General features: G+C 54.1%; 24 protein-coding genes. 21 read left to right on the forward strand and 3 right to left on the reverse strand.

Features of this window, described 5'->3' with window-relative positions:
* Positions 1-82 precede the first annotated feature (82 nt).
* From M0651_RS13075 to M0651_RS13140, 14 genes are all read left to right on the forward strand, one after another.
* Positions 83-1,912, forward strand: a complete 1,830-nt coding sequence (locus tag M0651_RS13075) for a cache domain-containing sensor histidine kinase (protein WP_248552193.1) — start codon at positions 83-85, stop codon at positions 1,910-1,912.
* The gene (locus M0651_RS13080; RefSeq protein ID WP_248552194.1) at positions 1,905-3,554 is read left to right on the forward strand and encodes a response regulator transcription factor; all 1,650 of its coding nucleotides are present in this window, start codon (positions 1,905-1,907) and stop codon (positions 3,552-3,554) included. The genes M0651_RS13075 and M0651_RS13080 overlap by 8 nt, the downstream gene beginning before the upstream one ends.
* A 126-nt stretch (positions 3,555-3,680) precedes the next feature.
* Positions 3,681-5,003, forward strand: a complete 1,323-nt coding sequence (locus M0651_RS13085) for a type 2 periplasmic-binding domain-containing protein (protein WP_248552195.1) — start codon at positions 3,681-3,683, stop codon at positions 5,001-5,003.
* A gap of 103 nt (positions 5,004-5,106) precedes the next feature.
* Positions 5,107-7,215, forward strand: a complete 2,109-nt coding sequence (locus M0651_RS13090) for a glycoside hydrolase family 36 protein (protein ID WP_248552196.1) — start codon at positions 5,107-5,109, stop codon at positions 7,213-7,215.
* Between the two features lie 285 nt (positions 7,216-7,500).
* Positions 7,501-7,926, forward strand: coding sequence for an SRPBCC family protein (locus M0651_RS13095; RefSeq protein ID WP_248552197.1), 426 nt, complete (start codon positions 7,501-7,503; stop codon positions 7,924-7,926).
* A gap of 3 nt (positions 7,927-7,929) precedes the next feature.
* Complete coding sequence (locus M0651_RS13100) at positions 7,930-8,328, forward strand: ArsR/SmtB family transcription factor (RefSeq protein ID WP_248552198.1); 399 nt, start codon at positions 7,930-7,932, stop codon at positions 8,326-8,328.
* A gap of 103 nt (positions 8,329-8,431) precedes the next feature.
* Positions 8,432-9,412, forward strand: coding sequence for an aldo/keto reductase (locus M0651_RS13105; RefSeq protein ID WP_248552199.1), 981 nt, complete (start codon positions 8,432-8,434; stop codon positions 9,410-9,412).
* A 23-nt stretch (positions 9,413-9,435) separates the two neighbouring features.
* Positions 9,436-10,293 carry a GNAT family N-acetyltransferase gene (locus M0651_RS13110; protein WP_248552200.1) on the forward strand — a complete coding sequence of 286 codons (858 nt, stop codon included), beginning with the start codon at positions 9,436-9,438 and terminating at the stop codon, positions 10,291-10,293.
* Between the two features lie 101 nt (positions 10,294-10,394).
* The gene (locus M0651_RS13115; protein ID WP_248552201.1) at positions 10,395-10,964 is read left to right on the forward strand and encodes a TetR/AcrR family transcriptional regulator; all 570 of its coding nucleotides are present in this window, start codon (positions 10,395-10,397) and stop codon (positions 10,962-10,964) included.
* A gap of 194 nt (positions 10,965-11,158) precedes the next feature.
* Entirely contained in the window at positions 11,159-12,670 is a 1,512-nt protein-coding gene (locus M0651_RS13120) for an MDR family MFS transporter (RefSeq protein ID WP_248552202.1), read from the forward strand.
* Positions 12,671-12,883: 213 nt separating this feature from the next.
* A complete protein-coding gene (gene hemH / locus M0651_RS13125; protein WP_248552203.1) occupies positions 12,884-13,918 on the forward strand; it encodes a ferrochelatase in 1,035 nt (344 codons plus the stop codon).
* A 71-nt stretch (positions 13,919-13,989) separates the two neighbouring features.
* Complete coding sequence (locus M0651_RS13130; protein WP_248552204.1) at positions 13,990-15,279, forward strand: NCS2 family permease; 1,290 nt, start codon at positions 13,990-13,992, stop codon at positions 15,277-15,279.
* A 153-nt stretch (positions 15,280-15,432) separates the two neighbouring features.
* Positions 15,433-15,984, forward strand: coding sequence for a hypothetical protein (locus tag M0651_RS13135; RefSeq protein WP_248552205.1), 552 nt, complete (start codon positions 15,433-15,435; stop codon positions 15,982-15,984).
* A 204-nt stretch (positions 15,985-16,188) separates the two neighbouring features.
* Positions 16,189-17,580 carry a sensor domain-containing diguanylate cyclase gene (locus tag M0651_RS13140; RefSeq protein ID WP_248552206.1) on the forward strand — a complete coding sequence of 464 codons (1,392 nt, stop codon included), beginning with the start codon at positions 16,189-16,191 and terminating at the stop codon, positions 17,578-17,580.
* A 1-nt stretch (position 17,581) separates the two neighbouring features.
* Here M0651_RS13140 and M0651_RS13145 read toward each other — a convergent pair whose 3' ends face one another.
* A complete protein-coding gene (locus M0651_RS13145) occupies positions 17,582-17,875 on the reverse strand; it encodes a hypothetical protein (protein ID WP_248552207.1) in 294 nt (97 codons plus the stop codon).
* A 194-nt stretch (positions 17,876-18,069) separates the two neighbouring features.
* Between M0651_RS13145 and menA the strand changes: the two genes are divergently transcribed.
* Both menA and M0651_RS13155 read left to right on the forward strand, forming a co-directional pair.
* The gene (menA, locus tag M0651_RS13150; protein ID WP_248552208.1) at positions 18,070-19,017 is read left to right on the forward strand and encodes a 1,4-dihydroxy-2-naphthoate polyprenyltransferase; all 948 of its coding nucleotides are present in this window, start codon (positions 18,070-18,072) and stop codon (positions 19,015-19,017) included.
* Between the two features lie 83 nt (positions 19,018-19,100).
* Positions 19,101-20,180: a Gfo/Idh/MocA family protein gene (locus M0651_RS13155; RefSeq protein ID WP_248552209.1), complete on the forward strand. Its 1,080-nt coding sequence runs from the start codon at positions 19,101-19,103 to the stop codon at positions 20,178-20,180.
* Positions 20,181-20,246: 66 nt separating this feature from the next.
* Here the strand turns inward: M0651_RS13155 and M0651_RS13160 are convergent, their stop codons facing one another.
* Complete coding sequence (locus M0651_RS13160) at positions 20,247-20,756, reverse strand: hypothetical protein (RefSeq protein WP_248552210.1); 510 nt, start codon at positions 20,754-20,756, stop codon at positions 20,247-20,249.
* 210 nt (positions 20,757-20,966) lie between these two features.
* On the opposite strand from M0651_RS13160, the gene M0651_RS13165 reads away from it, so the two are divergent.
* The gene (locus M0651_RS13165; protein ID WP_248552211.1) at positions 20,967-21,152 is read left to right on the forward strand and encodes a hypothetical protein; all 186 of its coding nucleotides are present in this window, start codon (positions 20,967-20,969) and stop codon (positions 21,150-21,152) included.
* A gap of 55 nt (positions 21,153-21,207) precedes the next feature.
* Here M0651_RS13165 and M0651_RS13170 read toward each other — a convergent pair whose 3' ends face one another.
* Positions 21,208-21,336, reverse strand: coding sequence for a DUF4023 family protein (locus M0651_RS13170; RefSeq protein ID WP_082691358.1), 129 nt, complete (start codon positions 21,334-21,336; stop codon positions 21,208-21,210).
* A 161-nt stretch (positions 21,337-21,497) separates the two neighbouring features.
* On the opposite strand from M0651_RS13170, the gene M0651_RS13175 reads away from it, so the two are divergent.
* From M0651_RS13175 to M0651_RS13190, 4 genes are all read left to right on the forward strand, one after another.
* A complete protein-coding gene (locus M0651_RS13175) occupies positions 21,498-22,505 on the forward strand; it encodes a Gfo/Idh/MocA family protein (protein ID WP_248552212.1) in 1,008 nt (335 codons plus the stop codon).
* Between the two features lie 636 nt (positions 22,506-23,141).
* Positions 23,142-24,095 carry an ABC transporter permease gene (locus M0651_RS13180; protein WP_248552213.1) on the forward strand — a complete coding sequence of 318 codons (954 nt, stop codon included), beginning with the start codon at positions 23,142-23,144 and terminating at the stop codon, positions 24,093-24,095.
* Entirely contained in the window at positions 24,085-25,035 is a 951-nt protein-coding gene (locus M0651_RS13185) for an iron chelate uptake ABC transporter family permease subunit (protein WP_248552214.1), read from the forward strand. The genes M0651_RS13180 and M0651_RS13185 overlap by 11 nt, the downstream gene beginning before the upstream one ends.
* Positions 25,029-25,793, forward strand: coding sequence for an iron ABC transporter ATP-binding protein (locus M0651_RS13190; protein WP_248552215.1), 765 nt, complete (start codon positions 25,029-25,031; stop codon positions 25,791-25,793). Before M0651_RS13185 ends, M0651_RS13190 begins: the two co-directional genes overlap by 7 nt.
* The last annotated feature ends 45 nt before the right edge of the window (positions 25,794-25,838 follow it).

The following is a 25,838-nucleotide window of genomic DNA, read 5'->3' on the forward strand; positions in this document are numbered from 1 at the left end:
CCGCCAAAATGGATTTAAGAAAACAGTTAAGGGTAAAAAGGTGAACTTGCTTTTTTCCCCGACGTACTAGAAATGAGGGGCTATGTTCAACCGCATCTTAAGCCTGCTAACGACGCTTACTGACCGGATTTCGCGCAGACTGGTCAATAAGCTTATTTTGTTGTTTACAACGATTATTATTCTGGTAGTTGGGCTCTTGACGGTCATCTCCTATCAGATGCTGGAGCGAGAATCGGTAAACCATAGCATGGCCAGCACGACAAACAACCTGAAGCTGATCAATCAGAAGCTGGAGGATTACCTCGCCGGCATCGAGCAGTTGTCTCTGCCGCAAATCCACTACGAAGAGATTCTGCAGGCGATTATGAACGAAGAATCGGATTATGCGTCGAAAATGTACCTAGAAGATTATTTGCGCGAGCTGTTCTATTCGCGAAATGACCTGGAGAGCATTTATCTATACCTGATCGATCAGCAGAAATACTACGCCATCACGCGGGAGGCTTATAACGTTACGGTTCGGGCGAGCTACCAAGAAGGGATTCCGGACCAGCCTTGGTACAAGCAGGCGATGGAAAGCCGTCACAACCAGTCTTATCAATCGTTTATCGTTCCCGGGGCCAAGTCGGGGTATGTCATGAACGAAGAGCCTAGCTTTATGGGATATCACCGTGTCCTGCGTTCCTTGGTAACCCGCGATCCGAAAGCGGTCATCTCCTTCTATATCAAACCAACGGTGAAGGATCAGATCCTGAAGGACGTTCCCTTCGAGAATGGGGAGCATCTGCTGTACCTCGATCCAAACAACGTTCCTTTTCATGCGGACGACCCTGCCTTCCTGAATCAGGCGGGCCAATCGCCATGGCTTGCCCGGCTTGGGGAGGACCTGTTGATGAAGCCGCTAACCTGGACTGGCAAGTCGGGCGATAAATATCTCATCGTGTATAACATTGAGGCGGGCGGAGGCTGGAAGCTGGTGAAGCCGATCCCGTACAGCAATATCTATGCAGCTGCTAAGGCAACGCGAAATTTGGGGTATTTGATCGGTTTGATTTTTTTGCTGATTTCGCTCATTCTGGTCGCGTTGTTCTCCAATAAAATTACGAGCCCGCTCAAAGATTTGTCGCTCCAGATGCGCCGCTTTAGCGAAGGGACCTTTGACGCGGAAATTCCGGTGAAGGGCCGGGATGAGATTGCCTATTTGTCACGGCATTTCAACCGAATGGTGCGCAGGACCAACGATTTGATCAATGAACGCTATAAGATGAAGCTGGTGGAGAAGAACGCGATCCTTAAAGCGCTCGAGGCGGAGATTAACCCGCATTTTCTGTATAACGCCCTGCAGGCGATTTCGACCAAAGCGCTCAAGAGCGGGGACGATGAGGTGGCCGATATGGTGGATGCCCTGGCATTAACCCTAAGATATTGCATAAGTGGAAAAGACATCGTAAACGCTAGGGAGGAGCTGAAGCACATCGAACGTTATCTGGCCCTGCAAAAGGCCCGTTTTGGCAGCCGGTTGCAGGTAACGGTCGAGTGGGAGGAGGCCCTCAAGGAGCTGCAAATTCCCAAGCTGTCCATTCAATCCCTAGTCGAAAACTCCATCAAGCACGGGCTGGAGAAAATGTCGAGCGGCATCTCTCTTCGGATTCACGCCGAGCTGGGCGACACCCATGCCGTGATTTCCGTGCGGGACAACGGTCCGGGCATTTCTCCGGATCGCATGGAGCAAATACAGACTTCCTTCCGTCAGGAATGGGAGGAGCAGGAGGGAGAGAATATCGGGCTCAAAAACCTGTATACCCGCCTGAAACTTCTCTATGGGGAAGAAGCCGAGCTTAGCGTTCAAAGCGATGAGCACGGCACAGAGATGAGGATGATGATACCGCGGGGGGGCAGCAGTCATGTATAAAGTGTTGATTATCGACGATGAGGAACCGCTGCGCGAAGCGATTCGAATATTGGGGAATTGGCAGGACCTTGAGGTTGATGAAATCTGGGAGGCGACCGACGGCAAGGCGGGGCTTGCGATGCTGGAACAACACAAGCCGGATATTGTGATGGTCGACATGAAGATGCCTGAGCTGAACGGGGTCGAATTTTTGCAAATTGTGGAGCAGAAGTACCCCGAGCTGTTGACGATCGTCATCAGCGGGTATAACGACTTCGAATTCACCCGTCAAGCGATCCATGCTCGAGTGGTGGACTATCTGCTGAAGCCGGTCAATCGAAAGGATTTGAACCAGGCGCTTCGCAAAGCGATCGACGTGCTCCAGGCCAAACGTCAGATACAAAGCGAATCGATCACCCGGAATATTGCCTTTAACATGTCGCTTCCTAAATTGAAAGAGAAAATCTATCTGTCGATTATTGAACGCAGCTTTAAGAAGCAAAGCAATCAGGCTTTCTTGCCGCTCATTGGCGCCGATCAGCAAGATCATCGGTTTGGCGTGCTCGTCCTGCGGATCATGAATATGGAGGCCGTGAAGGACAGCCGGTTTAATCGCGACAAGGAGCTGCTTTATTTCGCCGTGGCCAACGTCATTAACGATGTTGCCGTGGACAGTCTGCAATGCTTCAGCTTCGCCAATCCGAAGCAAGAGCGGGAAATGATTGCGGTTTACACAGCGTGGGGCGGATACCCGCAGGAGATCGCCTTTCGTGCGGGGGAGTTGATGCGGAGAGTGGTCTCCACCTTAAGCGATTTGTTTGGGGTACTGGTCGCGGGAGGCATCGGGCGATATTGCGAGGATGTACTGGACCTTTCGGTCTCTTATGAAGAGGCGGTCTCCGGCATCCAAGGCATCGATCTGCTGAAGCTGAAAGGTCATGCCGTCATCGGGGAAGCGGACAAGCCGGCGATGAAGGAGACGTTCTCCTTCTCCAGCCGCATGCCCATTCTGCGGGGGGCCCTGGAGGCGGGCAATCTGAACCATGCCAAATCGGTCATGGCCGAATTCGCCAAGAGCATTAAGGTGTCCGGCTCCTTCAGCATCGGTGCGGCCGACCGGTTACTGCGGGAAATCGTCGTGCTGATGAACGATACGGCTTCGGAGCTTGGTGTTCCGGCGGACAAGCTTCCCTCCTCCGGGGGAGATCGATCGCTGCAGGTGCTTGGGCTGCGTACGGATGTTGCCACGTTTGACCAGTTCGAAGCCTTGCTGCTGGAATTGGCGGAGTATTATCACGAGCAAGTCCGCCGCTCGATGGCCGTGGGCCGTCCGTTCAGCGTAGAAGATATCAAGGAGTATATCGACAATCACTATTTTGAGGACATCAAAATTTCGATGTTCACGGAGAAGTATTTTCTAAGTCGCGAGTATTTGATGAAGTTATTTAAGCAACAATATGGCTGCGGGATCCACGAATATGTGCAGAAGATTCGTATGGACAAGGCTAAGGAGCTGTTGGACGACTCCATGCTCAAAATCCAGGAGATCTCCGAAATGCTTGGTTATAAAGATAAGAACTATTTCAGCAAGGCGTTCCGGAATTATTATGACCTGTCGCCTTCCGAATATCGTCAGCAGCAGGAGGAAAGGGTCAAAAAGTGAACTCAAGGGAGGACTCCACTTTTTTACCCTTAAATCACCACATATCTACATTTTTTCACCCGGACCTTTTCTTTAGAATAGGGAGCATAGCAAATGAACAACCAAAAGAAAGTGGGGGCGTTAGTAATGAAGAAAAAAATCCTGGCCTTATCGTTCAGCCTGGTGCTGCTCATGGGCCTGTTATCCGCATGCGGGGGCAACAATAACGCGGCGAATAACGGAGCGAACAACGCGGGTGCCGGCAATGGCGCTGCAACGGATGATTCCAAACCGGTCACGATCAATATGTTTACGGCTTCTCCGGAATATACCGATGCGTTTAACGCCTACATTGAGGAATATAAGAAAGTGAAACCTAACGTGACGATCAACCTGGAGATCATGCAGGCGGACTATAACACGGTCTTGAAATCGAGAATCGCGGCAGGCAGCACGCCTGACGTATTCCAAACAACGGCAGGCGGCGATATCGACACCTTTGCCGAATATAGCGCGGATTTGACGGATCAACCGCTGGCCGCTGCCATGACGGACGCCGTTCGTGCGAATATGACTTCCACCGACGGCAAAGTGCTGGGTCTGCCGGTTAAAGGCAACCTGTTCTCCGTGATCTACAACAAGAAATTGCTGGATGAAGCAGGTGTTACGACGTTCCCGAAAACGACGGCCGAACTGGACGACGCGATCGCGAAGCTCGAAGCTAAAGGTATCACGCCTTTCGCAAATGCGTACAAGGAATGGTGGGTATGGAAGCACGTATTTCAGCATTTCGTGAATGCAGCAGCGCAAGATGCCGGCGTAACGACACAAGACCTGGTTAACAGCTTTATCGCTGGGGACGTGAAAATCAAAGACTACCCTGCGCTGTACAACAACTTCTTTAGCTTCGTTGATACGACGGTGAAACATGGCACCGACAAGCCGCTGGAACGCGACAGCAATGCGCAAGTGAGTGACTTCGCATCCGGCAAAGCGGCAATTATGATCGGTAAAGGCGCATGGGACGAAGAAGCGATCAAGAAAATTACTCCGGACATCCAAATCGGCATCGCGGGTTATCCGGTTAGCGACAAAGCCGAGCAAGCAACCATTATTACCGGCGCGGACCAAGCTTTGCGCATTAATAAAGATTCCGCCGTTGTGAACGAAACAGTTGAGTTCTTCAACTGGTTGTACACGTCCGAATACGGCAAGAACTGGTTCTCCACGGTAGCGAAGGTTATTCCACCGATCAAGGATGCTCCTCTTCCTGATCTGGATATGCCGAAGAAAATGAACGAAATTTTGAAATCGGAGCCGTCGGGCGACCTGGCGATCAACTACTCGCTGGATACGTTCCATCAAAAATTCGGCGAGATCATGCAAGCCTACATTGGCGGCAGCAAGTCGAAGGATCAGGCGGTAACGGAAATCGAACAAGCTTGGGTACAACTGGGTTCGGCTCAATAAACATTGAACATCACGGTTGTTCCTTAAACACAAATGAACCCAGCACCACCTCCGGTGCTGGGTTTTGTTATTACTTACGACGTTGAAGGGGAGTGCGAAGGTGATGAGCAGAATCGAGATTCGGGAAAACGGCTTACATCTGGTATTGGAGGTCACCCCGGAGCAGGATGTGCGGCTGCTTCATTTTGGGGCAAACGCGCTGGACGAGGCGCGGATCCGAGAGGAGCACCAACCGGGCTTCCGTCTCATGGAGCTCCAGCTGACTGGAGAAGATCGAGCCGAATATCATGGGCGAACCCACCGGGCCTCGTACCCGGGGCTGCGGATGGTTTATGCCGGTCATACGAATTGCCGTAACGAATTCGGGCGGAAACTGGAGGTCGCCCTACGCGATCCGAAGACCGGTCTGGAAGCCGTGCAGCACTTGCAATTTTATGATGGGGTGCAGACGATCCGAGCCTGGGTGGAGTTATTTAACGCTGGTTCAGCGGCGGTGGGCGTCGAATATGTCTCTTCCTTCGCACTGACCGGACTGGATAAGGAAGGCGGACAAGACCGGGACGACAAAATGCGGTTGTCCATTCCCCATACCGGATGGCAAAGCGAGCTGCAATGGCGCACCTACCGCTTGCCCGAGCTCGGTTTATCCCATTTGACCGACCGCAGCTCTAAACGGATCTCCTGCAGTAATACAGGCTCTTGGTCAGCGGCGGAGCATGTTCCGATGGCGGTGCTGGAGAACCGGGAAGCGAACACCAGCTTATTCTGGCAAATCGAGCATAACGGTTCTTGGCATTGGGAAATCTTCGACCAGGTTGACCAGTTGACCTTGCTCCTGAGCGGACCGACCGAGCACGATAACCACTGGTGGGTATCGCTTGAACCGGGCGAGCGGTTCGTCAGCGTACCGGTCGCGGTTGGTGTAACCAATGGCGGCTTTGAAGCGGCGATCGGGCAACTGACCGCTTATCGTCGCCGGATTCGTCGGCCAAACGCCGATAACCGGGAGCTGCGGATTATTTTCAACGATTACATGAACTGCCTATGGGGCTCCCCCACGACGGAGAAGCTGCTGCCCTTGATCGATGCCGCCGCCGAAGCAGGCTGCGAATATTTCTGCATCGATGCTGGCTGGTACGCTCCTGGTGAATGGTGGGACGGGGTTGGGGAATGGCTGCCTTCTTCGGAACGGTTCCCGGTAGGGATCAAGTACGTGCTGGACTATATCCGGGGTAAAGGGATGGTACCGGGGTTGTGGCTCGAGCTGGAGGTGATGGGCATCAACAGTCCGAAGTTGGCGGACACCGATGACAGTTGGTTTTTCCTGCGGCATGGCAAGCGAGTGATGGACCGCAGCCGTTATCAGCTGGATTACCGGAACCCGAAGGTTGTCGCGCACGCCGATGAGGTCATCCGCCGGCTGGTGGAAGATTACGGGGTTGGTTATATCAAGATGGATTATAACATCAATGCGGGGATCGGGACGGAAGCAGCTGCGGACAGCTTCGGCGATGGGCTGCTGCAGCATAACCGCGCGTACCTCGCTTGGCTTGATCGTATCTTCGCTCGGTATCCGGAGCTTGTGATTGAGAACTGCTCCAGCGGCGGGATGCGGATGGATTACGCGATGTTGAGCCGTCATAGCATCCAGTCGACCAGCGATCAGGAGAACTTTGTGAACTATGCGGCGATCGCCGCCGCGTCCCCTTCGGCACTGACGCCGGAGCAATCCGCCATCTGGTCGTATCCGCTGCGGGAAGGCGATGATGAAGAGGTCGTCTTCAACATGGTCAACGCGCTGTTGCTGCGCGTGCACCAAAGCGGTCATTTGGCCGAACTGAGCCCGCGACGCCGGGAGCTCGTGAAGGAAGCACTGGATTACTATAAGTCGATTCGCGCGGATATTCCGGAGGCGTTACCGTTCTGGCCGCTGGGGTTACCGAAGCAGCAGGATGACTGGGTCAGCCTGGGCTTGCGGCGGCCGGGAAGCGATACGATTTACCTGGCCGTGTGGCGAACTCGCGGAGAGACTTCGTCTCAGATCCTGCTGCTTTCGACGCTGCAAGGGGAGGAACTTGACATTCGGTGTGCGTACCCGCAGGACTTGGGTTGTGCTTGGAGCTGGGAAGCTGCCGGCGGTCAATTAACCGTCACTCTGCCGCCTGCACCATCCGCTCGATTGTTTGAGATCCGCCGTCGCAAACAAGCTTAAGTAGAAAGATCCGAAAGATCCGCATCCCTGCTTATACGCAGGGGATGCGGATTTTTTTATGTGGACGGGGAAGGAAATGTTGCAAAATCTACAACATTTTCGTCGAGTCGTGAGGGTTTGGAGTCGATTTGTTGCAAAAAATGCAACATTATTGCAGGCAGGGGATCTAATACGCCTTAAATGCTGCACAAAAGGCAACATTCTGTATGTGGTCAGCCCGTTCGCTTCAAAATGATGCACTAAATGCAACAATCAATAAATTATTTGCAAAGAGGAGAATATATGATGGATCAGAATAATACGGGCAAGCTGCCGGACATTCGGCATACGATTCTGCTAAATGCACCGATCTCCCGGGTGTGGGAGGCGGCTGCAACATCGGAGGGGATTGCGGCTTGGTTCATGCCGAATACGTTCCAACCGGTAGAAGGGTTTGAATTCGTCCTGCATGCCGGTCCCTTCGGCGATTCCCCCTGTAAGGTGACGGTATTGGACCCGCCGCGCCGGTTAGCTTTTCATTGGGGCAAGGACTGGACGCTCACGTTTGAGCTGGAGGAGAAAGGCAATCAAACGGAATTTACGTTGATTCATAGCGGCTGGACTGCCGACCAAGTGACCGAGTTCGGCCAGCCGCACGAAGTGGTTCGCGGCAACATGGATCAAGGCTGGGCCGGTATGGTGCGCAAACTGGCTGAATACGTGCGGGTGTAAGCCATGGAGGAGGCGGCCTCTGCAAAGCATGATGTGTTCCAGGCGATCGCCGACCCGACGCGCCGGGAGCTGCTGCAGCTGCTAGGCGGGCGGGAACTGCCGTTGAAGGACATCAGCGGCCGATTCCCGATGAGCCGAACGGCGGTATCCAAGCACCTGCGGATCTTGGCCGAAGCCGGACTGGTGCAGGAGCGCAAGGTCGGTCGGGAAACGCGCTACCGTCTCGACGCGAATCCGCTGCTGGAGCTCAAACAGTGGTTGGCATACTACGAGCGCTTCTGGGAGAACAAGCTGTCCCTGCTCAAGCATTATGTCGAAATCGATCCGGACACGGAGCCGGCGGGGCTTCGCCCCGTTCCAGCTCCGCCGTCCAACATGACCAACGATTCCCCGGGCGGATAAGCCGGGGGATTTTTGGGTTGTCTCCTTTTTAGTTTGGTATATAATGGGTTTGTATTCATTCAAATTGTACCTATCCTACCCAATCGTTAAGGAGGTTGTTGACATGAAGTACACCAGTTTGGGAAGAACCGGATTAAAGGTGAGCCGTCTGTGCCTGGGGACGATGAACTTTGGGCCGACAACGGACGAGAAGGAAGCCTTTAAGATCATGGACGCGGCGGTTGACGCCGGTGTGAATTTCTTCGATACGGCCAACGTCTACGGCGGAGTAGAGCACCGCGGCTGGACGGAGGAGATCATCGGGCGCTGGTTCGCGCAGGGCGGCGGCCGAAGAGAGAAGGTTGTGCTGGCTACGAAGGTGTACGGAGCGATGAGTGGTCCGGAGGGAGACCCGAACGAAGGTGGTTCCGGCCTATCGGCTTATAAAATTCGCCGCCATCTGGACGATTCGCTGCGGCGGCTCGGCACAGACCATATCGAACTGTACCAGATGCATCATGTCGACCGAAACGTAACGTGGGAAGAGTTATGGAATGCTTTTGAGGTGGCGCAAAACCAAGGGAAAATCGGATACGTCGGCGCCAGCAATTTCGCCGGGCGGGATCTTGTGAAGGCACAATATGAAGCCAAAGCCCGCGGGGCGCTTGGGCTGGTATCCGAGCAACATAAATACAGCCTCCTTTGCCGCTTGCCGGAGCTGGAGGTGCTGCCGGCGGCCGAAGAGCTGGGAATCGGCGTTATCCCGTGGAGCCCGCTGGACGGCGGTATTCTCGGAGGTAACTTGAATCCACAACCCGGATCGCGTACGGCTAGGCAGGGCGAACGGGTTGAGAAGCTGCGTCCGCAGCTGGAGCAGTTCAGCAAGCTGTGCCAAGAACTTGGCGAGTCAGAGGCCACGGTGGCCTTGGCCTGGACGCTGGCCCATCCTGCGGTCACGGCGCCGATTATCGGGCCACGGACCTTGCAGCAATTTGAGGAATCGCTGCGGGTTGTTGAAGTTGAACTGAACGAGGAGACGCTGAAGGCGATTGACGGGATCTTCCCGGGGCCGGGCGGAGAAGCGCCCAAAGCCTATGCATGGTAATGCGGGCGAAGGAGAACTTGGTAATGATTCGATACGAACGAGGCACAGACCTGGAAATAGGGACGATTTATCAAGCGTTTCTGCGTGGATTCGCCGATTACATCATCCAATTTAACTTGACCGAAGCGGAATTTGTGGATCGTTTCTTTGGTCCGGAAGGCAACGCGCTGGAGCACTCCTTTGTGGCTCTTGACGGAGAAGAACCTGTAGGCGTCGTCCTGGGCGGTAACAAGATTTATGAGTCCATCCCGACGATGCGTTGCGGTGCGCTGGCAATCAGCCCGGAATACCGGGGCAAAGGCGTGAGCGCAGGGCTGATGGATCTACACCGAGAAGAAGCGCAGCGGGCCGGATGCATGCAACTGTTCTTGGAAGTCATTGCCGGGAACGACCGGGCGATTGCTTTTTACCTGAAGAGAGGATACCGCCGCGTTTATGATGTCTCGTTCTGTACGCTTCCCGATGCATCCCGATTGGAGGCCCCGCATGGGGCTTCTGCGGGAGGTAGGGTAGAGCGGATCAAGTTTGAGGCGTTTGTCGGCATGGTGGAGGCGTGGAAGTATTTTCACATCAATTGGCAGAACGATTTGGAGTACCAGCAACTGAGCCCATCCAATGTCTATTACGGATTCCAGACGGATGGCGAATGGGCAGGGGGACTCTCCATCAGTTCGAGCGGTAAAATCAACCTGCTGATCGTGAGTAACCGGCATCGGGGGAAGGGCATTGCCACCCGATTGCTGATTGCCGCCCGTGAAGAGTTGGGCTTTCTGAAGTTTACCGCTTCCACTCCCGACAATGCACTGCTGGAAGGATTCTTAGATCGGCAGGGATTCGTGCGTGATCAGATTCGTCTGCATGAGATGTATCTACGATTATAAAAAAGGGCATACCGGACCTCAAGTGTTGACACAAGACTTGGATATCGTTTATCATCATGTAGACCGATCGGTCTAATCTACGCGGAAAGGTACCGGTATGCATGCCTAATCAGAACACAACCCGGCAACTGCTGATCGAAACGACAGCAAAGCTGCTGCAGAACCAAGGCTACAACGCAACGGGCTTGAATCAAATCACCCAAATGAGCGGTGCGCCCAAGGGATCGTTGTATTACCATTTTCCCGAAGGCAAAGAGCAACTTGCCTGTGAGGCCGTCGTTTATACGAAGAACGTGACGTTAGCGAGTCTTCGGACCGTGCTGGACGCTACACCGGATGCAGTTGGGGCCGTGCAAGCGCTCCTGACCTTCATTGCCGATAACTATGACCGAGAGGATGCGGAGCTGGGGGTGCCGATTGGCATCGTCGCTCACGAGACCGCCCGCAGTAACGAGAATATACGTCAAGCCTGCTGCGGAGTATACAACGCCTGGATCGCCGAATTCGAGAAGAAGTTCACCGCCTCGGGTTACAGCGCGGAAGAATCGGCGGATTTAGCGCTCCTCATCAACGGGATCGTGGAAGGCTCGATCATCATGTGCTTAACGCAGAAGAGTAGCCAACCGCTTCGCACAGCAGCTCGACTGATTCCGCGGCTATTTCCTTCCTGAACGTGTTTTCATGGAGATATCTCAGCATGAGGTAGAGGAAGGAGTTTCGCGCCCCTATATTTTAAATTTTATATATAGAATGGTCTAATAGGAACGCTGGTCAAACCCCAAGGCAAGCTTTGCCTTGTTCATTATATATAAACCTAAATAGAGACAAAAAGTCCAAATAGGAAGATGTGGAGGTAACCCTACAAATGAATACGTCAACGCTGACATCGGTTCAAGGGACCGGTGTGGAAGGAATTAAGCGTCTGCCGATTACAATTGCCCTGGTCATTGGGGCCTTTGTGTCCATTTTGAACGAAACTTTGCTGAACGTAGCTTATACCGACCTGATGCAGGAGCTGAAGGTGGGGGCTTCAACCATACAATGGCTTTCTACTTCTTATATGCTGGTGATCGGGATTCTCGTGCCTATTACGGCGTTGTTGATCCAATGGTTTACAACCAGGCAGATGTTCCTGTCGGCAATGATCCTGTTCCTGGTCGGAACCGTCGTCTGCGGGATCGCGCCTTCGTTTGCCGTGCTGCTGCTGGGCCGGGTCATCCAGGCGATCGGGACGGGGCTGCTGCTCCCGGTGATGATGAACACCATTCTAACTATTTACCCTCCAGAAAAAAGAGGCGCGGCCATGGGTACGATCGGCTTGGTCATCATGTTTGGTCCGGCGATCGGCCCAACCTTGTCCGGACTTATCCTGGACGCTTTGGATTGGCGCTGGTTGTTTTATCTGGTCATTCCGCTGGCGGTCTTCTCCATCGCCTTTGGCGCCATGTATCTGCGGAACGTATCAGAATTAACGAAACCGCGGGTGGATCTGTTGTCCATTCTGCTGTCGACGGTCGGCTTCGGCGGGATCGTTTATGGCTTCAGCCATGCAGGGGAAGGGGAAGGCTGGTCAAGTCCGGTCGTTTATGCCTGCCTGATTGCTGGATTTATCGCTTTGGTTTTGTTCGTCTGGCGGCAATTGAAAGTCTCCGAGCCAACCCTGGACGTTCGCGTCTTTAAATACCCGATGTTCGCCTTGTCGGCCGTGCTGCTGATGGTCATGATGATGACCTTGTTCTCAACGCTGATTATTCTGCCGATGTACCTGCAAGGAGCGCTGTTGTTGGCGCCGTTCGCAGCCGGGCTCGTGCTGCTTCCCGGCGGGGTGATCAACGGCCTGATGTCGCCGGTAGCGGGCAGGCTGTTTGATAAATTCGGCCCACGCGCGCTGATCGCACCGGGACTCATCATCGTCATCGCGACATTGTGGTTCATGCGTGGTTTGACGACGGGCAGCTCAACCGGTGAGGTCATCACGTTGCACATCGCGCTGTTGATCGGGATTTCCCTGGTGATGATGCCAGGGCAAACGACGGGGTTGAACCAGCTGCCGCGCAGCCTGTATCCGCATGGTACCGCGATCATGAACACGCTGCAGCAGGTGTCCGGCGCAATCGGCACCGCCCTGTTCATCAGCATCTTCTCGCACGGCCAGGAACGTTACCTGAAGGCAGCGACGAATCCTCAGGACCCGGCGGAGCTTGGAAATGCGCTGGTGTCCGGGATGCAAAATGCCTTTACGATTTCCATGTACGTCGGCGTGGTGGCACTGCTGATCGGCTTGTTCCTGCGGCGCACCTACGCGCCGGAAGAACCGCAAGAAGCGGTGAGCAGCCATCCGGAATTCAAGCCGGAGGTTCAGTCGGAAGTACGTTAACATCAAGGACAATCACAGCCGTTATGCTTCAGGCTTGCAAAGACCGGTTCGGTGAAGAGACTTCCGCCGAGCCGGTTTTTTTGCACTCCATAAATGTGAACATTCTGGAAAACTTGCGAAATTGGATTGAACATCCGTCGTTGAACAGGGATGATGGCAGAGGAGGTTTTTGCGGAGTAAGCAAAATCCAATCTGAACGGGAGTGAGTCGATCGTGTCCCAATCATCCCACGTCATCGGCGTTCTGCTGGCGCAAGTCGGCACGCCGTCTGAGCCGACCGCCAAGGAGGTACGGCCCTTTTTGCGCCGCTTTCTATCCGATCGGCGCGTCATCGATTACCCGCCGTTGCTGTGGCAGCCGCTGCTGCGCGGCGTGATCCTGGCCGTCCGCCCGAAGCGCTCGGCCCGGCTGTACGCTCGCATCTGGGGCGAAGAGGGCTCGCCACTGCTGGCGATCTCGCGCCGGCAGCAAGCGGGCTTGCAGCAGCGGCTCGGCGACCGCTATAAGGTCGAGCTGGGCTTCGCCTACAGCGAACCTGACATCGCTCAGGCGATGAGCCGCCTGGAAGCGGCGGGGGCAGACCGCATCCTCGTCCTGCCGATGTACCCGCAGTACTCATCAACGACGACCGCCGCCATTTATGACGCGGCTTGCTTTGCCGCCCTCGGCAAGGCTCGACGCTCGGGGCCGTCCGCGAAGCGGTTCGTGCCGGAGCTGCGCCTGGCGGGTACGTTCTTCGACCATCCCGGTTATATTCGCGCGATGCAGGTGCATCTAACGTCGCTGCTGCAGGGCCTTTCGCAACCGCCGGACCGCTTCCTGCTTAGCTTTCATGGCATTCCGCAGCGTTATGCGGACGGCGGCGACCCGTACCCGGAACAGTGCCGGGAAACCGCGCGCCTCTTGGCTGAGGCTATGGGCTGGACGCCGGAGCAATGGGACCTCGCGTACCAATCGCGGTTTGGTCCGGAAACGTGGCTGGGGCCTTCAACCGCAGAACAGCTGCAGCGTTTGGCCGACAGCGGCGCGAAACGTCCGTTGCTATTCGCGCCTGGTTTTGTGGCCGACTGCCTGGAGACCCTGTATGAACTAGGGGTTGAAGCGAAGGAAGACTTCACCGCCCGAAGCGGCGGTGCCTCGGATGGTGACGGCTTTACAGTCGCCCCCTGCTTGAACGATCAACCGGATTGGCTGGAGGCCCTCGCAGGGATTGTCCGCGACCAAACCAAGGGCTGGGCCGACGCCTAGGAGGGAAGACAAGCTTCCGGAATGGCTATACTGTCAACAAGAGTGTACTTAAGGAAGGGGTATCTGTTTTTATGGAACGGTTTTTTAAGCTAAAAGAACATGGAACTACCGTCAGAACCGAGCTGCTCGCCGGGTTAACCACCTTTTTGGCGATGGCCTACATTCTGGTGGTCAACCCCGCGGTGCTTAGCGCCGCGGGCGTTCCGTTTGACCAAGTTTTCATGGCGACGGTCATTGCCGCAGTAACAGGCACGTTGTTTATGGCGCTGTTCGCCGGTCATCCGATCGCCATCGCGCCCGGCATGGGGTTAAACGCCTATTTTACCAGCGTTGTGGCCAGCACCGGGCTGTCTTATCAGACGGTGCTCGGAACGGTGTTTTTTGCTGGGGTGCTGTTTCTGCTGCTGAGCTTGACCCAACTGAGAGAAGCGTTAATCCGCGCGATTCCCGATTCGCTCAAGTTTGGAATTACCGCAGGGATCGGGTTATTCATTGCTTTCCTCGGTCTAAAAATGTCCGGCATTGTTGTCGCCAATCCTGATAATCTGGTCACCTTCGGTGATTTGCATCGTTCAGTAACCCTACTGACCTTATTCGGGGTGTTTGTCACGCTTGTCCTGATGGCCCGCCGTATCCCCGGCGCGTTGTTCATCGGTATGGCGTTGACCGCGGTGCTCGGCTATTTTACCGGACAGCTGAAATTAACCGGTTTCGTCTCCGCGCCACCAGCCCCGGTGTTCTTCGACATGGATTTAACCGGTGTCTTCAGCCAAGGGTTGTACACAACGGTATTTGCATTCCTGCTCGTAACGTTGTTCGATACGACTGGCACGCTGATCGGTGTGACCGAACAAACCGGTGCGATGAAGAACGGCGAGCTTCCGCGGGCCAAGGCCGCACTGCTCGCGGATGCGACGGCAACCACCGTCGGCTCAATGTTCGGCACCAGCCCGACGACCGCCTTCATTGAGTCGACAACCGGCGTGGCTGCAGGCGGCCGCACGGGGCTGACGTCGCTCGTCGTAGCCGTGCTCTTCCTGCTGTCGATGTTCATCTCGCCGCTGGTCGGAGCGATCTCGGGACTGCCGGCCATCACCGCTCCCGCACTGATCATCGTGGGGTGCTTCATGATGGAAGGGCTGGCCCGGATTCAATGGAAATCGTTCGACGAGGCATTTCCGGCCTTCGCCATTCTGTTGATGATGCCGCTCACCGCGAGCATCGCCACCGGCATCGCCGTGGGCTTCATCACGTATCCCGTGATGAAACTGGTCAGCGGCAAAGGGCGGGAGGTTCATCCGCTGCTTTACGTATTTGGCGTAATCTTCGTGATTCAGCTGGCCTTTTTTCCGGCGCATTAAAATAAGGAAATGAAGAAGATTTTGTTACCCGTTTTAACCTGGGTGTGACCCTTTTTTCGGCGGGCCGTCATATAATGAACCTGTAAGCCATACAATGGATATCCTGAGGCGATTCGATCGCCTGATGTGCTGACATGGAAAGGCGGACCTGAGATGAAGAACTGGTTTGCAGCGCTGCTTCCACTAGCGCTGGTTGTAATGTTACCTGCGCTCGACGCCAAGACACCGGCATCGGCAGGATTCCTGGCAGGAGCGGGGAGCCAAACGGCAGCCGTCGGTACGGCGGAGATCCGAGTACCGGAGACGGTCACGGTATATTTAAACGCCGTTGATCTTGGAACCGGCGGCGGAACGCTGGCGGGAGATCCGATCTTGTGGTATCAAGGAGAAGAAGCGTCGGCGGTCTTCTCGGAACGCGAACCGGATGCCGGGATCGACGGCCCCCCTGACGGCTATTATATTGTGAACGATACCGAGGAAGCGATCGCGTACCCCGTATCTCCGGAGGCCGAGGTTCGGCTGCAGATCTATGATCGCACCGGACAGCCGGAGGATATTGAAATCGTGGGGGATGAAGCGGTATCCTTGCAGAAATTCAGCGAGTTGTTCGAGAAATCGGACCTGCTCGACCTTAGTCAGTTCCCATATCATCTGACGATTCAGAACGGTCAAGTCGTGCGGATCGTGCAGCAATACGTGCCTTAACCCCAAGTTAAACATCTTAAATCCACAAGCCCAAAGCCGGAGAAACGATTCCGGCTTTTTTTATTTGCATGTTTGTCAACAAAAACGTGTAGCACAATTTTGTGATTGTAGTATAATATTTCCTTAGACATAGTTCTTTGTACCTAAAATTTCCCAGTCGGTGGGGTTAGGGTTAATCCTCATATCAAGGGGGTAAGGAAACGCATGGACGCCCATCAAATTCATAACAAGAACGTCTGGATGCTAAGGCTGCTCGCTGGCTTTTTTGCCGTTTCCAGTTTGCTCCTCATGATTGTTAACCGGAACCTCGACGCAGAAATTCCGCTTCTGGGCGGTTCGATGCTCTTGGTGCTGGCTGGAATGGTCGGCAGCCGCAAATGGCCGCGTTTTACGATGGTACTGACCATCGTCATGCTGTCTGTTTATCTCAACGTGATGGTCATGAAGGACATGACGGTGACGAGTTATATATTTTTGGGATTGCTGCCGCTCCTTAGCTTGATTTATCTCAATTATACGGCGGTTACCTTGGCAGGAACGCTTCATCTGGTATCGGGGTTATATTATGTTTTTGCCCACAAGGAGCTATTATTCAGTGGAAATTTGAATTTGAACGACGCAATGTATTTCTTGGTTTACGGATTGTTTATCCTATTGTTCACAGCCATCTACATCCTGGTAACCAAGAAATTGTCCCAACGCGCCGAAGACAGCGAACAGCGTTTGCGCGATATCCTTGAAAGCGTATCCGTTGGAATCTGGACCTATGATTTCAATACAATGGAGCTTGAAGTTTCCGATGGCTTTGAACAGATCACCGGGTATACTCGCCAAAGCCTGAAGGGTCAGGTAAGCCGTTTTCAGACGATGATCCACCCCGAGGATCTGGGCTTGTTTTACGAGATCCAGCAGGAACTGATTATCAAGAAATCCAGCTCGGTGAAAGAGTGCCGAATCATTCGGCCGGACGGAGAGATTAAATGGATTCAGGGGCGGGGACGGCCGTATTTCAATTCATTGGGGAACCTCGTACGTCTGGAAGGCGTTATTATCGAAATTACCGAACGGAAGCACTTGGAGGAAACGATTCAATTCCTTGCGTTCCATGACGAGCTGACTGGACTGGCGAACCGCACAAAATTTACGGCAAAATTTGCAGAGACGAAAGGGCAGGGGAAGCCAGTCGCTTTGATGTTTCTGGACCTGGATAACTTTAAGGAAGTGAACGATACATTTGGGCATGAAGCCGGAGATGAATTATTGAAGCATATCGCGGGACGGCTGGTGTCTTTGGTACGGGCCGAGGATATGGTCTGCCGCTTGGGCGGTGACGAGTTCGTGATTCTGTTGGCGGACCTAAATGAGGACGGAGTCTTAAAAGTCATGGAACGGATTCGGTCAAGCCTGGCCGAAGGGTATGTATATCGGGGGACGCTGATCGGCGTCTCGGCAAGTATCGGCATTAGTATGTCGCCGGACGGGAACGCCAACTTGGAGGACATGCTTCGGCTTGCGGATGCCACCATGTACGACGTCAAACGGGGCGGCGACTCCATCCAGCTTACCGCCGAACGGAATCTGCCGCTGCCCAGCTGACCTACTTCTTCGGGCCTTTGTTTTCTTTGTGTTCTAAATAGATAGCTCCCAGCCACTGGCTTGCGGCAAACAGCACCACCATGCCAAGGATCAGCAGAAACCGATCGTCCCCCTTGCGCAGGAGCAGCTGCAGGAGGAACAAGGCGACCGCAACCTCGGTCCACATCAGACCGCGTTTACGCAGTGCCTTGAGGTCGTACGTCCCGGAACTCATCTTACGCAGGTTCCAAAAGGCGACGATGCCCAGAATGAGGAGAAAAATCAATGACCCGATCCAATCTTCTCTAGAAAACATAGACAATATGCGAACCCCTCTTCAATCGTTTATGGTGCGACTTACTTTGCATTTTAGCTTAACGCATCCAGTCTGGCAAACCGGCCGGAGTTCAATCATCAGGCACTCGCGTTTGTCAAGGACATATCCAACAGCCATTATTTCAAAAATAAGATATCTTCCTTTTAACTAGACAAAAAAGAGGATGATGGAGAATGGCGATCACCAAATTTCTCAAGCTGGTCGAAATCCAGACCAAGGCGGCCAGTATGATTCCGCTGCTGTTCGGCACGATTTATGCCGTCTACCGGTTCCACGTGTTCGAGCCTTGGCATTTTGTACTCATGTTGGTTTCCCTGCTTAGTTTCGACATGACCACGACAGCGATCAACAATTATTACGATTACAAAAAAGCGGCTCGCAAGCACGGCTACGGCTACGAGAAGCATAACGCGATCGTGAAATATAACATGAGCCCGGCGGCGGTGCTGGCGTTGATTATTTTGATGTTCGTCATCGCGGTGACCGCGGGAGTAATCTTGTTCCTTCAGACAGGGTGGTTGCTGCTGTTGCTCGGCGGCTTGTCGTTTGCGGTCGGTATCTTGTATTCCTTCGGGCCGATTCCGATTTCTCGGATGCCGCTGGGCGAAATTTTTTCCGGCTTGTTCATGGGATTTGTTATTATATTTGTATCTGCTTACGTTCATGCGGGCGACCGTTTGGCGTCGTTGACGCTGGAGGGCGGCACGGTGACACTGCAGGTTCATTTACTGGAGACCCTGTTGGTGTTCCTGATCTCCATTCCAGCGATCCTCGGGATCGCGAACATCATGCTGGCCAACAACATTTGCGATATGGAAGAGGATATCGAAAATAAACGCTACACCTTGCCGGTGTATATCGGAAAAGGACCGGCGCTGATCCTGTTTAAGCTGCTCTACTATGCGGCCTACGTGGATGTAATTGTACTGGCCATTCTGGGGGTTCACCCGTTAATCTTGCTGTTAGTGTTCCTTACCGTGGTGCCGGTGTCGAAAAATATCAAAACATTTACCGCACAACCAACCAAGCAATTTACGTTCGGCTTGTCGGTACAAAATTTCCTGCTAACCAATGCGGCGCGGATTGTCGCGCTGGGTATCGCCGTCATATTTACCTTCTGACGATCCGACCGGTGACGGCGAATCCCCGCGACCCGTGCCTTCGCTTGCGTTAGCTTAACTTAAAAGCGGAGGCGAAGGAAGAGATGGACACGATTCGGATTGGCCTCATCGGCGGAGGCTGGCGGGCAGAGTTTTACTTACGGATCGCCCGCGCGCTGCCGGAGCGGTTTGAAGTTAGCGAGATTTATATGCGGGACGAAGCGAAAGGCCGGGAAGCCGCCCAAATCTGGGGCGTCCCGGTCACTTCGCATTTCGAGGCGTTCCTGGAGCGGCGAAACTTCGATTTCGCCGTGTTGTCACTGCCCCGCGCGGTTACGCCGGACTTCCTGATCCGGCTCAGCGCCGCGGGCATCCCCGTCTTGACGGAGACGCCGGCGGCAGCGGATTTGGACGGGCTGCTCCGGCTTTATAAAGCGGTGGGGCCGGCTGGACAAATCCAGGTAGCCGAGCAGTTCCTGTTCCAGCCGATGCATGCGGCCCGCCTTGCCATCGCTCGATCCGGCCTGCTAGGCGAGGTGTCGCATGTGCAGGTCTCCGCCGGGCACGGCTACCACGGCATCAGCTTGATCCGGCAACTGCTCGGAGTGGGATTCGAGGAAGCGGAAATTCGCGGGGAGCAGATTAATTCCCCACTGGTGCAAGGCTCCGGCCGCGGCGGATGGCCGGAGGAGGAGCGGATCGTCTCCTCGGCGCAGACGATCGCGCTGCTGCGTTTCGGCGAGCGGACGGCCTTGTTCGATTTCACCTACGATCAATATTTCTCGCCGATCCGACGCCATCGCGTGCTGGTGCGCGGAGTCCGGGGTGAGATGGAGGGCACGGAGCTGCGTTACCTCCGTGATTATCGCACCCCGGTCGAGCTGCAGCTGCGCCGGGTGGATGCCGGCCAAGACGGCAGCCTCTTAGGGTTTTACCACGAGGGTGTGCTGGCCGGCTCCGAATGGGTCTACGAGAATCCGTTCCGCCCCGGACGGCTCAGTGACGAAGAGATCGCTATCGCCACCAGTTTGGAACGCATGGGGCGTTACGTCCAGGGAGGCCCCTCCTTCTACAACTTGGCGGAAGCTGCGCAGGACCAATACCTCTCCTTGATGCTTGAGGAGGCGGTTCGATCCGGTCAGACGGTGCGAACTGAACGCCAGCCTTGGGCAACCCGCGAATAATCAACGCAAACAAAGAGCCGTCCGGATCAGCCGGACGGCTCTTTGTGCGTTTTTTGACGAAAACGATTAGTGTCGTTTCCTTGGGGCGATCATCACGCCCGCGCCGATGGCGATTAAGGCGATGGCCAGAACCGGCTGTCCGAAGATGAGTCGATTGTACAGCGAACCCAGCGAGAACACGGCGAAGAACAACAGCGACAGCACCGTTAAAATGTTGATCGGGATCAGCAGGTACTTGTTGCGGTTACCGAACCAGTAGAACTCAAACAAGCCGACGGCGGGGGCCAGAATGAAGCCTGGCCATAAATACTCCCAGCTGTTGAACAACGTAGCTAGCTGGCAGACCAGACCTACGGTGAACAAGATTCCCCCGGGGATGAGCAGTCCAGTCGCCTTCCGATTGGTAACCGAGAAATACATCCAGTGGAAGAATAAGCCAAGCGGAAGGACAAACAAGGTGGGCCAGAAGTTGCCGAATAACGTTCCCGCGCTGATCGCTTCCTTGCGGAAGAAGAGGAGGTAGAGACCGAGCAAGATAAGCGCTGGACCGATCCATGATTTTTTATTCAAATTCATATCCAATCTCCTTTGCCTATGTACTTAACTGATAACAGCATACTACAAAAGCGCAAGGATGACTTCGGTCTCTAGGGGAGCCGTGAAACTGGACCTAAGTCCAGTCCATCTGCCGAGAATAAAAACAGCCCGGGCAAGAAACGCTAACCCAAGGAATAGGCAGGGCGACCTTTCCCATCCATCACGAAACGCTCAGGAGGTTAGAACGACATGGAAAATAACAAGCAGCAACGGAAACCCGGCACCGGAAATGGCAGCAGCAACGGGCAGAACCAAACGACCGGCAATGGAGGAGAAGCGCATAACGGCCGCTTGGCAACGATCAAGAACCACCGTACCGAAGGCGGGGAGACGTTAAACGAATTTATTTCCGGCGAAGATAAGTACGAGGGATAATTGTAGAGAAGTCGAAAGCCGCTTCACAGGTCTTGTGAGCGGCTTTCTTACGCATTTATTTCTGCGTGCTATGCTGTTTAGTTGGAAGTTGGCCGGCCGGATTTCCGTGGCCGCGTTTTTTGTTCTTGGCTTGCTTCTGCTGCTGATCCTGAACCTTCTCGACGAATTCGTGCAGATTTTCCATGAGGTCATCGTCTCCTTGGGTAAAGTGTAGTTGGTAATCTAGTTCTCCTCGGTTACTATACCCCGTTTACGTGATTTTCATCAGGCGGGGGGGCTCTATACTTGCTATCGTCGGACAGGTACAATGAAGGGGACAACCACGGGAAAAGAGGGTGTATAGCCATGGAACATAGCAGCAATCGTCAACTGCGATGGGGAATCGTTGGCTGCGCGGGTATCGCGATCAACGCCGTAATGCCGGCGATTCAGCAGTCCGCCAGAGGGAGCCTTTCTGCGGTCTCTAGCCGTAACCTGGACAAGAGCCGGGAGGTCGCCAGTCGGTTTGACATCCCGAAAGCCTACGGAAGTTATGAAGAGCTACTGGCGGATGGCGATATCGACGCCGTGTATATTCCGTTGCCCAACCATTTACATAAAGATTGGGCGATTCGCGCGATCGAAGCCGGGAAACATGTGTTGTGCGAGAAGCCGCTCGCGCTGACATCTGCCGAGGCCGAAGAGATGGCGGCAGCCGCCGCCAAAGCCGGCGTCGTACTGGCGGAAGCATTTATGTACCGCCATCACCCGCGCTGGAGTCGGATTCGCGCCATCCTGGACGGCGGCGAGATCGGCGAACTTCGCGCGATCCGCGGGGCGTTTACGTTCAACAACGCTGAGGATCTGGCCAACATCCGGCTGAAGCCGGAATGGGGCGGTGGCTCGTTGTATGACGTCGGCTGTTACCCACTCAGCGCGGCGCGGTTCTTGCTCGGCCAAGAGCCGGAAGCGGTCACCGTGTTGGCCCAGTTCTCCGACCGGCACGGCGGCGTCGACATGATGGCTTCCGGGCTCGCGGAATTCCCCGGCGGCGTCGGGTTGACGTTTGACTGTGGCATGTGGACGGAACACCGCCAGTTGCTGGAAATCGTCGGCTCGGAGGGAACGATCGAGTTGCCGCTGGCCTTCACCGCCGGCGGGGAAGACGCCGCGTTTACCGTTACCGTGCACGGGGAGAAGCGCACGGAGGTGCCGGAAGCGGCCAATCCTTACGTGGCCGAGCTGGACGATTTCGCAGCCGCTGCCTTTGGCGAACGTCCGCAGCGCTTCTCCCCGGCTGACGCCGTCAAAGGCATGGCCGTGCTGGAAGCCTGCTTGGCTTCGGCGAGAGAGAGAAGACGGGTAACGCTGTAGGCTTGCGTTTGCCGCGGATACATTTGTACTACTTTCGGGGCATTCGCCCCGGTCCAGGCTCTCCAAACGGAGCTTGGGCCGGGGCGGATGCTTTTTTTGCCGTGAAGGGCCTTGAGCGCGTGATGATGCAGGCCGGATTTTTGGCGGCGTGGTGCTAACGGACACCATAGACGCTAAATGTCTTAGAAAGTAAGCCGTTAAATTGTAACGGACTGAGGAGACCTTATTTCATGCTAATGGCCCCTAATCGAGCCTTTTTAGCCCAATAACGGCTATGGAGTCCGTTAAAACGGGAAATGAGCGGGAAATACACAAATAGCGTCGCTACAGTCCGTTACGAGGTCGAAGGGAAGCAGAAGGGGAGCAGAAGTGAGCGAAGTTGATCAGAAGTCGAACCAGAACCCGAACCAGAGGCTAATCAGTAAAGTTGGAGCATTCGAAAGACTGATTTGTACAGGGTAATGGAACGGACTTCGTTAAAGTTTCAATTTTAAAATGGTTGACAGTGCCAAAAACGAGACGGTATAATTCAAACTAATTGATAATGAATATCATTATCATAAATCGTCTGTCCTGCCGGCAGCGAGAAACTTGAACTTCCTCATGGCCAGAGGAAGGACAGTAAGGACGAGGATTATGAAGAAAACTTACATGGCAGTGCTGCTGGTTGCTCTATCCCTTGTCTCCTTGTTTATCGGAGTCGGGGAACTATCCCTAGTCGCCCTGCTGCGTTTCGATCCGGAGCAATGGGAACTCTTGCGCATCAGCCGGATTCCCCGGTTAATCAGTATTCTCATCGCCGGCGTCAGCATGAGCATCGTCGGCTTGATCATGCAGCAGCTGACCCGCAATAAATTCGTGTCCCCGACGACGGCGGGAACGATGGACTCGGCGAGCTTTGGCATTATGGTATCGCTGCTTGTCTTTACGACCGCAGGGCCGCTCGTCAAGATGTCCGTCGCCTTCGGATTCGCCTTACTGGGTACGTATCTCTTCATGGCGATTCTCAATCGGGTGAAATACAAGGATGCCATCTTCATCCCGCTGGTCGGGTTGATGTTCGGCGGCATCGTGGCTTCGGCAACGACCTTTTTTGCTTACAAATACAATTTGATTCAGAGCATGTCCGCTTGGCTGTACGGAGATTTCTCCATGATCATGCAGGGCCGATACGAGCTGCTGTATATCAGCGTCCCGCTTGTGGTGCTCTCCTACCTCTACGCCAATAAATTCACGGTGGCGGGCATGGGCGAGGAGTTCTCCGTGAATCTCGGATTGAACTATAAGCAAGTCGTCAATATCGGATTGGGCCTGGTGGCGCTCGTGACGGCTGTTGTCGTGCTGACGGTGGGATCGATTCCTTTTCTTGGACTCATCATTCCAAACCTGGTAACGATGTTCCGCGGAGACAACCTGAAAGATAATTTGACCCATACAGCTTTGCTGGGGGCGGTCTTCGTGCTGGCCTGCGACATCTTGGGTCGAGTCATCATCTATCCGTACGAAATCTCGATCGGCCTGACCGTCGGGGTGATCGGAAGCGGGATCTTCCTGTATCTGCTGATGAGGAGAAAGACTTATGAGTCATAACGCCAAACTTTGGACCCTCGTCGGTATCGCCGTTCTGCTCGCCATCGTCTTTATGACGATCGATGCGGGAGGACAGTGGGACTACATATTACCGCGGCGGGGCAAGAAACTATTTGCCATCCTTCTTACGGGGACCGCCATCGCCTTTTCCACGGTCGTCTTCCAGACGATTACGAACAACCGGATCTTGACGCCGAGTATCATCGGCATGGATTCGCTTTACATGCTGTTGCAGACGGTGATCGTCTTCCTGATCGGCGGCACGGCTTTGACGATGATGAGCAAAAATTTGCGATTTGTCATGGCGGTTGGATTGATGGTTGTGTTTGCGATGTTGCTCTACCGCATGCTGTTTCGTAAGGAAGGGCGCAACATTTACCACCTTCTGTTGATCGGGATTATCTTCGGGACGTTTTTCTCCAGCGTAACTTCCTTTCTGCAGAAGCTGATCGACCCAAATGAATTCCTGGTCATCCAGGATAAAATGTTCGCCAGCTTTAACAACGTCAATTCCGATTTATTATTGATTTCGCTGGCCGGGGTGCTGCTCGTGGCGCTTTATTTTATGCGATTCGCGAAATATTTGGATGTGCTGTCCCTGGGACGGGATCATGCGGTGAACCTCGGCGTCAGCTATGAGTATGTCGTCAAGCGGATGCTGATCGTCGTGGCGGTCCTGATTTCGATTTCGACGGCGTTGGTCGGACCGATTACGTTCCTTGGTTTGCTGGTCGCCAATGTGGCGTACCAGTTTCTGAATACCTACCGCCATAAAACGTTAATTCTCGGCGCCTCCTTGATTGGCTTTATCGCCCTGGTTGGCGGTCAACTGATCGTTGAAAGAGTGTTTACTTTCTCTACTTCGCTTAGTGTCATCATCAACTTTGCCGGCGGAGTGTACTTCATCTATCTGCTGCTAAAGGAGAATAAATCGTGGTAAAGGTCAGTGGAGTAACCAAACAATATGGCGGCAAAAAAGTCGTCGACAACGTGTCGCTGGAGATTGCCAAGGGCAAAATCACTTCCTTTATCGGACCCAACGGAGCGGGGAAAAGCACCCTGTTGTCCATGATCAGCCGGCTCATTGTCAAGGACGCGGGAGAGATCCAGATTGAGGGCCGGGAAATCGGCAAGTGGAAAAGCGGAGAGCTTGCCAAGAAAATATCGATTCTCAAGCAGTCCAATCACATCAACATTCGCCTTACGGTGCGGGATCTCGTCAATTTCGGGAGGTTCCCGTATTCGCAGGGGCGCCTGACGAAAGAAGAAGAAACCTATGTCGACGAAGCGCTCCGTTATATGCATCTGGAATCGATGCAGCACAAGTTCCTGGAAGAATTGAGCGGCGGGCAGAAGCAACGAGCGTTCATCGCCATGGTCATCGCGCAGAACACCGAATATGTGCTGCTCGACGAGCCGTTAAACAATCTGGATATGAACCATTCGGTGCAAATCATGAAGGTGCTGCGCCGATTGGTGGACGAATTGGGGAAAACAGTGATATTGGTCATCCACGACATCAACTTTGCTTCCTGCTATTCCGATTACATCGTGGCGCTGAAGGAGGGCAAGGTAGTCAGGGAAGGCCCGACGGATGAAATAATCGAACCGTCCGTGCTGCGGGAGGTTTACGACATGGACATTCCGGTCCAGGAGATCGGCGGCAACAAAATATGCGTGTATTTTCATTCCATATGACCAGATAGGGGGAGTTTGAAAAGTGAAGGCGAAGAAAATTACGTT

It is taken from the genome of Paenibacillus mellifer, assembly GCF_023195895.1.
Classification (GTDB): domain Bacteria; phylum Bacillota; class Bacilli; order Paenibacillales; family Paenibacillaceae; genus Fontibacillus; species Fontibacillus mellifer.

Bases quoted from the DNA above. Each gene is read 5' to 3' on its own strand.
- M0651_RS13075 (WP_248552193.1), top strand. From the start codon at position 83: ATGTTCAACCGCATCTTAAGCCTGCTAACGACGCTTACTGACCGGATT.
- M0651_RS13080 (WP_248552194.1), top strand. From the start codon at position 1,905: ATGTATAAAGTGTTGATTATCGACGATGAGGAACCGCTGCGCGAAGCG.
- M0651_RS13085 (WP_248552195.1), top strand. From the start codon at position 3,681: ATGAAGAAAAAAATCCTGGCCTTATCGTTCAGCCTGGTGCTGCTCATG.
- M0651_RS13090 (WP_248552196.1), top strand. From the start codon at position 5,107: ATGAGCAGAATCGAGATTCGGGAAAACGGCTTACATCTGGTATTGGAG.
- M0651_RS13095 (WP_248552197.1), top strand. From the start codon at position 7,501: ATGGATCAGAATAATACGGGCAAGCTGCCGGACATTCGGCATACGATT.
- M0651_RS13100 (WP_248552198.1), top strand. From the start codon at position 7,930: ATGGAGGAGGCGGCCTCTGCAAAGCATGATGTGTTCCAGGCGATCGCC.
- M0651_RS13105 (WP_248552199.1), top strand. From the start codon at position 8,432: ATGAAGTACACCAGTTTGGGAAGAACCGGATTAAAGGTGAGCCGTCTG.
- M0651_RS13110 (WP_248552200.1), top strand. From the start codon at position 9,436: ATGATTCGATACGAACGAGGCACAGACCTGGAAATAGGGACGATTTAT.
- M0651_RS13115 (WP_248552201.1), top strand. From the start codon at position 10,395: ATGCCTAATCAGAACACAACCCGGCAACTGCTGATCGAAACGACAGCA.
- M0651_RS13120 (WP_248552202.1), top strand. From the start codon at position 11,159: ATGAATACGTCAACGCTGACATCGGTTCAAGGGACCGGTGTGGAAGGA.
- M0651_RS13130 (WP_248552204.1), top strand. From the start codon at position 13,990: ATGGAACGGTTTTTTAAGCTAAAAGAACATGGAACTACCGTCAGAACC.
- M0651_RS13135 (WP_248552205.1), top strand. From the start codon at position 15,433: ATGAAGAACTGGTTTGCAGCGCTGCTTCCACTAGCGCTGGTTGTAATG.
- M0651_RS13140 (WP_248552206.1), top strand. From the start codon at position 16,189: ATGGACGCCCATCAAATTCATAACAAGAACGTCTGGATGCTAAGGCTG.
- M0651_RS13145 (WP_248552207.1), bottom strand. From the start codon at position 17,875: ATGTTTTCTAGAGAAGATTGGATCGGGTCATTGATTTTTCTCCTCATT.
- menA (WP_248552208.1), top strand. From the start codon at position 18,070: ATGGCGATCACCAAATTTCTCAAGCTGGTCGAAATCCAGACCAAGGCG.
- M0651_RS13155 (WP_248552209.1), top strand. From the start codon at position 19,101: ATGGACACGATTCGGATTGGCCTCATCGGCGGAGGCTGGCGGGCAGAG.
- M0651_RS13160 (WP_248552210.1), bottom strand. From the start codon at position 20,756: ATGAATTTGAATAAAAAATCATGGATCGGTCCAGCGCTTATCTTGCTC.
- M0651_RS13165 (WP_248552211.1), top strand. From the start codon at position 20,967: ATGGAAAATAACAAGCAGCAACGGAAACCCGGCACCGGAAATGGCAGC.
- M0651_RS13170 (WP_082691358.1), bottom strand. From the start codon at position 21,336: ATGGAAAATCTGCACGAATTCGTCGAGAAGGTTCAGGATCAGCAGCAG.
- M0651_RS13175 (WP_248552212.1), top strand. From the start codon at position 21,498: ATGGAACATAGCAGCAATCGTCAACTGCGATGGGGAATCGTTGGCTGC.
- M0651_RS13180 (WP_248552213.1), top strand. From the start codon at position 23,142: ATGAAGAAAACTTACATGGCAGTGCTGCTGGTTGCTCTATCCCTTGTC.
- M0651_RS13185 (WP_248552214.1), top strand. From the start codon at position 24,085: ATGAGTCATAACGCCAAACTTTGGACCCTCGTCGGTATCGCCGTTCTG.